Origin of the sequence: Streptomyces sp. P17, from assembly GCF_032436805.1 — a bacterium.
GTDB lineage: Bacteria > Actinomycetota > Actinomycetes > Streptomycetales > Streptomycetaceae > Streptomyces.
In genome coordinates this window covers 1-279 of record NZ_JAVRBF010000693.1, presented here as the reverse complement: position 1 = coordinate 279, position 279 = coordinate 1, and the positions used below count along the sequence as shown (strand labels likewise).

1 protein-coding gene is annotated in these 279 nt (G+C 66.7%); it reads right to left on the bottom strand.

Features of this window, described 5'->3' with window-relative positions; translation table 11 throughout:
• On the bottom strand, positions 1-279 hold a 279-nt coding region (locus tag RMT89_RS42615; RefSeq protein ID WP_315889130.1), incomplete at both ends, for a flagellar motor protein MotB.

Sequence of the window (279 nt, the reverse complement as noted above, 5' to 3'; positions counted from 1 at the left end):
CGGCGGTGCTGGCGGTGATGCCGGAATCGTCCTTCTTCGGGTCGGAGAGCCCGCGCGGCGACGTCGTCGCATCGACGAGCTTCACGGGATTGAAGTAGCGGGCGACGGAGGCCCGCGTCTTCTCGTTCGCGGAGATGAGCCACATCACCAGGAAGAAGGCCATCATCGCGGTCATGAAGTCGGCGAAGGCGATCTTCCAGACGCCGCCGTGATGGTCGTCGTGGTCGCCGCCGTGGCCGCGCCGAATGATCAGGATTTCGGGGTGGTGCCCGCCGTCGC